The sequence below is a fragment of the Pseudomonas sp. GZD-209 genome (assembly GCF_049310485.1).
Classification (GTDB): domain Bacteria; phylum Pseudomonadota; class Gammaproteobacteria; order Pseudomonadales; family Pseudomonadaceae; genus Aquipseudomonas; species Aquipseudomonas sichuanensis.
In genome coordinates this window covers 66448-72972 of sequence record NZ_JBMOWQ010000107.1, presented here as the reverse complement: position 1 = coordinate 72972, position 6525 = coordinate 66448, and the positions used below count along the sequence as shown (strand labels likewise).

The window sequence follows — 6525 nt, the reverse complement described above, 5'->3', positions numbered from 1 at the left end:
GCAAGCCCGCTCCCACGCATTGAATGAGGTCGGCGTGGGAGCGGGCTTGCCCCGCGATAGGGTCTGCCAGGATGACTTGGCCACATTGATCCCCTTTTGGCCGTTTGCAACGTCCCCCGGTCTGCCGGCCGCCCACCAGAATGGGCCCACGCCAGTGATTACCCGGAGAACAACAAATGCTGACGATCTATTCCGATGACCACCGCCTGCACCACGGCCGCTGCGAGCTGATCGACGGCAAGCTGATGCCCTGCTTCGAGATGCCCTCGCGCGCCGACCATGTGCTGGAGCAGGTGAAAAAGCGCAACCTTGGCGACGTCCAGGGCCCGACCGATTTCGGCCGCGCCCCGCTGCAGCGCATCCACAGCGCCGACTACCTGAACTTCTTCGAAGGCGCCTGGGCACGCTGGGCCGCGCTCGGCCACGACGGCGACCTGCTGCCCTTCACCTGGCCGGCACGCACCCTGCGCCAGGTCAAACCCACCGGCCTGCATGGCGAGCTCGGTTACTACAGTTTCGACGCCGGCGCGCCGATCACCGCCGGTACCTGGCAGGCCGCCTACAGCGCCGCGCAAGTCGCGCTCACCGCCCAGGCGGCGATCCAGCAAGGCGCCCACTCGGCCTTCGCCCTGTGCCGCCCACCAGGGCACCACGCCGCCGCCGAAGTGATGGGAGGCTATTGCTACCTGAACAACGCCGCCATCGCCGCCCAGGCCTTCCTCGACCAGGGCCGGCGCAAAGTGGCCATCCTCGATGTCGACTACCACCACGGCAACGGCACCCAGGACATCTTCTACCAGCGCAACGACGTGTTCTTCGCCTCGATCCACGGCGACCCGCAGGACGAGTTCCCGTTCTTCCTCGGCTATGCCGACGAGACCGGCGAAGGTGCAGGCGTTGGCTGCAACATCAATTACCCACTGCCCGCCGGCAGCGACTGGGCGGCCTGGAGCGCCGCGCTGGAAGCGGCCTGCCAACGCATCGCCGAGTACGACGCCGACGTGCTGGTGATCTCCCTTGGCGTGGACACCTTCAAGGACGACCCGATCTCGCAGTTCAAGCTGGACAGCCCGGACTACCTGGAAATGGGCAAACGCATCGGCCAACTCGGCAAGCCGACCCTGTTCGTGATGGAAGGTGGCTACGCTGTGGAGGAAATCGGCATCAACGCGGTCAATGTGCTGGAAGGCTTCCAGCGCGCCCAGCCAGGAGCCTGAACATGGTCCGACTCAAGCGTCTGCTCGCCCCACTCATCGCCGCCAGCCTGTGCACCGGCGCCCTGCAGGCCAACGCCGCACCGGGCACCCTGCGGGTGTATAACTGGTTCGACTACATCACCCCGCAAACCCTCGTCGACTTCCAGAAGGACAGCGGGGTCAAGCTGATCTACGACATCTTCGACACCAACGAGGCGCTGGAAGCCAAGCTGCTGACCGGCAACTCCGGCTATGACGTGGTGGTGCCGTCCAACGTGTTCCTTGCCAAGCAGATCGAGGCCGGGGTGTTCCAACCCCTGGACCGCAGCAAGCTGCCCAACTGGCAGCACCTGGACCCGGCGCTGATGAAGCTGATCGAAGCCAACGACCCGGGCAACAAATTCGCCGTGCCTTACATGTACGGCACCGTGCTGATCGGTTTCAATCCGGCCAAGGTCAAGGCGGCACTCGGTGACGACGCGCCGGTGGACAGCTGGGACCTGATCTTCAAGGAAGAGAACATCGCCAAGCTCAAGCAGTGCGGCGTGGCGCTGCTCGACTCGCCGTCGGAGATTTTGCCGTTGGCGCTGTCGTACCTGGGCCTGGACCCCAACAGCGGCAAGCCAGCGGACTACCAGAAGGCCCAGGACCTGCTGCTGAAGATCCGCCCGCACGTGACCTATTTCCACTCCTCCAAGTACATGGCCGACATCGCCAATGGCGACATCTGCGTGGCGGTGGGCTATTCCGGCAGCTTCTCCCAGGCGGCCAACCGTGCGCGCGAAGCCAAGAACGGCGTGGTGGTGGACATGCGCCTGCCGAAGGAAGGCGCACCGATCTGGTTCGACATGCTGGCGATCCCGAAGAACGCGGCCAACCCGGAAGATGCCCACACTTTCATCAACTACCTGCTGCGGCCTGAGGTGATTGCACCGATCAGTGATTTCGTCGGCTACCCGAACCCGAACAAGGATGCGACCGACAAGGTCAGCCCGGCGATCCGCAACAACCCCAACCTGTATCCGACGGCCGAGGCGATGGCCAAGCTGTATACCCTCAAGCCGCTGCCGCGTGATGCCGAGCGGGCGCGGACCAGGGCCTGGACAAAGATCAAGTCGGGAACCTGAACCATCGCGGGGCAAGCCCGCTCCCACGCCGCCTGTGTACGGCCGTGGGAGCGGCGGTTCGGCGCCCCGACTTGCCCCGCGATAGCTACTTCCAGGCCTTGCGCAGCCGCATCAATGCATCCGCAATCTGCGCCTCCGGCACTGCCGCAAACCCCAGCACCAGCCCCGCACGCTTATCCACAGGCACCTCGCTGTCTTCCAGCCAATAGCCACTCAGCGGATTGACCTCCACCCCTACCGCCTCGGCCCGGGCAACCAATTCCTGTTCCCGCGCAAAGTTATCCACAGCCACTTTCACATGCAGCCCCGCCGCCACTTCCGGCATTGCCCCCAGCCCCGGCACATCCACCGGCCAGCCAGCCTTCAACACATTCCTGCGCGCCAACGCCGCCCGGCGCATGCGGCGGATATGCCGCTGGAAATGCCCCTGGGCCATGAACTGCGCCATGACGCACTGGCTACCCACTTCCGAATGGCGCACCGCCAGCGCCTTGGCCTGGCTGAATACCTGCACCAGAGGTTTGGGCAGCACCAGGTAGCCCATCCGCAGCGCCGGGAAAGCGATCTTGCCGAAGGTGCCGACGTACAACACCCGGCCCTGCCGATCCAGCGCAGCCAGCGGTGCAAGGGGCGCGCCGCTGTAGCGGTACTCGCCGTCGTAGTCGTCCTCGACGATCCACCCGCCCTGGCGCTCAGCCCAGGCCAGCAACGACAAGCGCCGGGCCAGGCTCATGGTGACGCCGGTCGGGTACTGGTGGGCTGGGGTCACATAGGCCAGCCGACAGCCCGGCAGCTCGGCCAGGCGCGCGCAGTCCATGCCCTCTTCATCCACCGGTACGCCGCTGACCCTTGCCCCCGTCAGGGCGAAGGCGTGCCCGGCGGCGCGATAGCCTGGGTTTTCCACAGCCAACCCGTCACCGGGCTGTAACAGCAGCTGTGCACAAAGGCTGATCGCCTGCTGTGCGCCACTGGTGATCACAATTTGTTCAGCGGTGCAGGAAAGCCCCCGCGAGCGACGTAGATAGGTGGCGATCAGCTCACGCAATTGCACTTCTCCCGCGGGGTCGCCATAACCGAGCAGCGCTGGGTCGGGATTTCGCCAGAAACCCGCTTGCAGCTTGGCCCAAACCTCGAAAGGGAACAGGTCGAAGGCGGGCAAACCGACCCTGAAAGCCTTCGGCGAGCCGCTTCTGGGAGGCGGCAGGTGGTGATTTTTCAGACGCTGCAATGGCTCGCTACACGCAGTGAAACTGGATAAATCCTCAGTGTCAGATACCTGAAATGTGGATAAACCTGTTGATAAACCCCGGGATAACCCTGTGGACAGTTGTGTGGATAGTTTTCCCAACCGGCTCACGTAGGTGCCATCGCCTACCCGGCTTTCGATGAAGCCTTCGGCATACAACTGGTCATAGGCGCGCACCACGCTGTTGCGCGACAACGCCAGCATCGCCGCCAGGTCGCGGGTAGCCGGCAGCCGTGTGCCGCCTTCCAGGCGCCCATCCAGCACGCGGGCACGCAGTGCTTGATAGAGCTGCTGGCTGAGCCCGCGGCGGCCACGGTCGAGGGCGAGGCCGGCCGGGTCGAAAGGCAACGCGTGGGTACGTTCGCTCATGGCATTGGACCTATAAAAACAGTCATGAATGGCTCTTACACAGAGCCAATAGCCTGCCTAGGATGAAGCCACAGCACAAGGATCCCCCGGCATGTACAACAGCAAACCGCACCAGGAACACGACCTCGGCCGCCTGCACCAGCACATGCTGCAAACCCGCCTGGCCACACTGGTCAGCCACGGCGAACAGGGGCTGCTGGCCAGCCACCTGCCGGTGCTGGTCGCCACCGACGAGGGCGAGTTCGGTACGGTCTATGGCCACCTCGCCCGGGCCAACCCGCAATGGCACGACCTCGCGCAAGGCGCTGAAGCGCTGCTGGTATTCCCCGGCGCCGACGCCTATGTGAGCCCCGGGTTCTACCCGAGCAAGGCCGACAATCCCAAGGTGGTGCCCACCTGGAACTACACGGCGGTGCATGCCTGGGGCCCGGCGACGGTTATCCACGAGCCCGCCTCCTTGCTCGACATCGTCAGCCGCCTGACCGACCGCCATGAGCAAGGCCGCGCAGCGCCGTGGCGCGTGGCCGATGCCCCTGCGGACTACCTCGACAGCATGCTCCGGGCCATCGTTGGCATCCGCCTGCCCATCAGCCGTTTGCAGGGCGCACGCAAACTCAGCCAGAACCGCTCGGCACAAGACATCGCCGGGGTCCGCGAAGGCCTGGCCGCCAGCGCCGACCCTGTGGATAACCAACTCGCCGCGCACATGCGCGACCTCTGAAGGAAAAGGCCCATGACCAGCATCACCCTGCGCCCGGTGGGCGCTAACGACCACGCCGCCTGGCTGCCCCTGTGGCAGGCCTACCTGCGCTTCTATGAAACCGAACTGCCCGAGGCGGTCAGCGCCAGCACCTGGCAACGCCTGCTGGACGGGCACGAGCCGACCCATTCGGCGCTGGCCTGGGTCGATGGCAAGGCGGTGGGGATGGTCAACTTCATCTACCATCGTTCCAACTGGAGCATCGAGCTTTCCTGCTACCTGCAGGACCTCTACGTGGACAGCGCAGTGCGCGGCCTGGGCATCGGCCGGCAGCTGATCGAGCATGTCTACGCCACGGCCAAGGCCGACGGCTGCGCCAAGGTGCACTGGCTGACCCACGAAACCAACGCCACCGCCATCAGCCTGTACGAGCAGGTTGCCGAGCGCCCCGGCTTCATCCAATTTCGCAAAGTACTGTAGGCCGCCCATGACCGACGCATTGAACTGGAAACCCGCCGGTACGCCCAAGGCCGACCCCCTCGAGGGCCGTTTCATCCGCCTGGAGAAGCTCGATCCGGCGCGCTATGGCGCCGACCTCTGGGACGTGCTGCAAGGGCCAGGCTCGGACCCGGTGCTGTGGGACTACCTGCCCTATGGCCCGTTTGTCGAACGCGCCAGCTTCGACCGTTGGCTCGACGGCAACGCCGCCAGCCGCGACCCGCTGTTCTACAGCGTGATCGACCGCGCCAGTGGCCAGGTGCAGGGCATCCTCAGCTACATGTCGATCGTGCCGGAACAGGGCCGCTTCGAGATCGGCCATATCGCCTTCGGCGCCGCCATGCAGCGCACGCCCAAAGGCACCGAGGCGGTCTACCTGCTGAGCAAGCTGGGCTTCGAGCTGGGCAACCGCCGGCTGGAGTGGAAGTGCAACAACGCCAATGCTCGCTCCAAACGTGCGGCGGAGCGGTTCGGTTTCGTGTTTGAAGGGGTGTTCCGTAACCACATGGTGGTCAAGGACCGCAATCGGGATACGGCCTGGTACTCGATCACCGATGCCGAGTGGCCGGCCGTGGCGGCGGGGTTCGAGCGTTGGTTGAGTGAGGAAAACCAGCAGCCTCAGGGGCAGGTGCTGACGCTGGAGGCATGTCGCCTGGGCTGAAGCAGTCGCGGGGCAAGTCGCATCGGAGCCCCGCGATGCAGTCAACCGATCTGCCGGTTACGACTGACCACGCCCATCTTCAACCCGAACGGCTTGAACACTGCATTCAGCGACTTGAGCGTGGGGTTGCCTTCCCCCTGCTCGATCTGAATCAGCGTGCGAACCGAAATCTTGCACATCTTCGCAAACTGCGCCTGCTGCATCTTGGCCACCTCGACACGCAAGCGGCGCACTGCCGCGCCGAGTTCCAGGCTGCCGTCGGCGATACCTTCGCGCACAGCATCGATCAACAAGCCGCGCACATCGATGGAAACTGTCATGCCAGCCCCCAGGCGGTCAGCCGCCGTTGCAGTGAGCCGAGGGCAATGGCCGGATGGTTCATTACCGCATCAGAGAGCCCCATATCGGACAGGATGTCCGGCAATGCCAGCAGGTTGCCGGCATCCTGGCGCAGGCGCTGGAAGGCCTGCTCCGGATCCATCAGGGGCGCCAAGGCATCACAGGCCGCCCGCCAGTCGATTTCGCCAGCACGCTCGATGGGTGTCGGCCATTTGGTCGTCCGGGTGATCCCTTCCTGGTCCATCACCATCGGTGCCAAGTCATAGATAGGCGCCAGGCGCACCGCATCACGCGTGCGGATGATGGCCGTGTTGCGCCCATGGTTGTTGGTGAATAGCTGGAGCGTCAGTCTGTTCATTGAACACCTGCAATTTACTGCACTTTTTGAA

General features: G+C 64.6%; 7 protein-coding genes and 1 pseudogene. 5 read left to right on the top strand and 3 right to left on the bottom strand.

All coding sequences use genetic code 11. From position 1 onward, the window contains the following. Positions 1 to 176: 176 nt before the first annotated feature. Both ACO6VM_RS13755 and ACO6VM_RS13750 read left to right on the top strand, forming a co-directional pair. On the top strand, positions 177 to 1217 hold the full coding sequence (locus tag ACO6VM_RS13755) for a histone deacetylase family protein (RefSeq protein WP_125861154.1): 1041 nt from the start codon (positions 177 to 179) through the stop codon (positions 1215 to 1217). Positions 1218 to 1219: 2 nt separating this feature from the next. Beyond that, positions 1220 to 2323 (top strand): polyamine ABC transporter substrate-binding protein, encoded by a 1104-nt coding sequence (locus tag ACO6VM_RS13750; protein WP_401055901.1) that lies wholly within the window; start codon positions 1220 to 1222, stop codon positions 2321 to 2323. A gap of 85 nt (positions 2324 to 2408) precedes the next feature. Here the strand turns inward: ACO6VM_RS13750 and ACO6VM_RS13745 are convergent, their stop codons facing one another. Next, on the bottom strand, positions 2409 to 3938 hold the full coding sequence (locus ACO6VM_RS13745) for a PLP-dependent aminotransferase family protein (protein ID WP_401055903.1): 1530 nt from the start codon (positions 3936 to 3938) through the stop codon (positions 2409 to 2411). 91 nt (positions 3939 to 4029) lie between these two features. Here ACO6VM_RS13745 and ACO6VM_RS13740 point away from each other — a divergent pair, with 91 nt between their 5' ends. The 3 genes from ACO6VM_RS13740 to ACO6VM_RS13730 are packed head-to-tail and all read left to right on the top strand — an operon-like array spanning position 4030 to position 5797. Next, on the top strand, positions 4030 to 4659 hold the full coding sequence (locus ACO6VM_RS13740; protein ID WP_401055905.1) for an FMN-binding negative transcriptional regulator: 630 nt from the start codon (positions 4030 to 4032) through the stop codon (positions 4657 to 4659). 12 nt (positions 4660 to 4671) lie between these two features. Further along, a complete protein-coding gene (locus tag ACO6VM_RS13735) occupies positions 4672 to 5118 on the top strand; it encodes a GNAT family N-acetyltransferase (RefSeq protein WP_401055907.1) in 447 nt (148 codons plus the stop codon). A 7-nt stretch (positions 5119 to 5125) separates the two neighbouring features. Further along, positions 5126 to 5797 carry a GNAT family N-acetyltransferase gene (locus tag ACO6VM_RS13730; protein WP_422403421.1) on the top strand — a complete coding sequence of 224 codons (672 nt, stop codon included), beginning with the start codon at positions 5126 to 5128 and terminating at the stop codon, positions 5795 to 5797. Between the two features lie 41 nt (positions 5798 to 5838). Here the strand turns inward: ACO6VM_RS13730 and ACO6VM_RS13725 are convergent, their stop codons facing one another. Both ACO6VM_RS13725 and ACO6VM_RS13720 read right to left on the bottom strand, forming a co-directional pair. Then, entirely contained in the window at positions 5839 to 6117 is a 279-nt protein-coding gene (locus ACO6VM_RS13725; protein WP_125861165.1) for a helix-turn-helix transcriptional regulator, read from the bottom strand. Beyond that, a pseudogene (locus ACO6VM_RS13720) lies at positions 6114 to 6467 on the bottom strand (type II toxin-antitoxin system HipA family toxin); the annotation flags it as partial. The pseudogene ACO6VM_RS13720 and the gene ACO6VM_RS13725, both read right to left, overlap by 4 nt. Positions 6468 to 6525 lie beyond the last annotated feature (58 nt).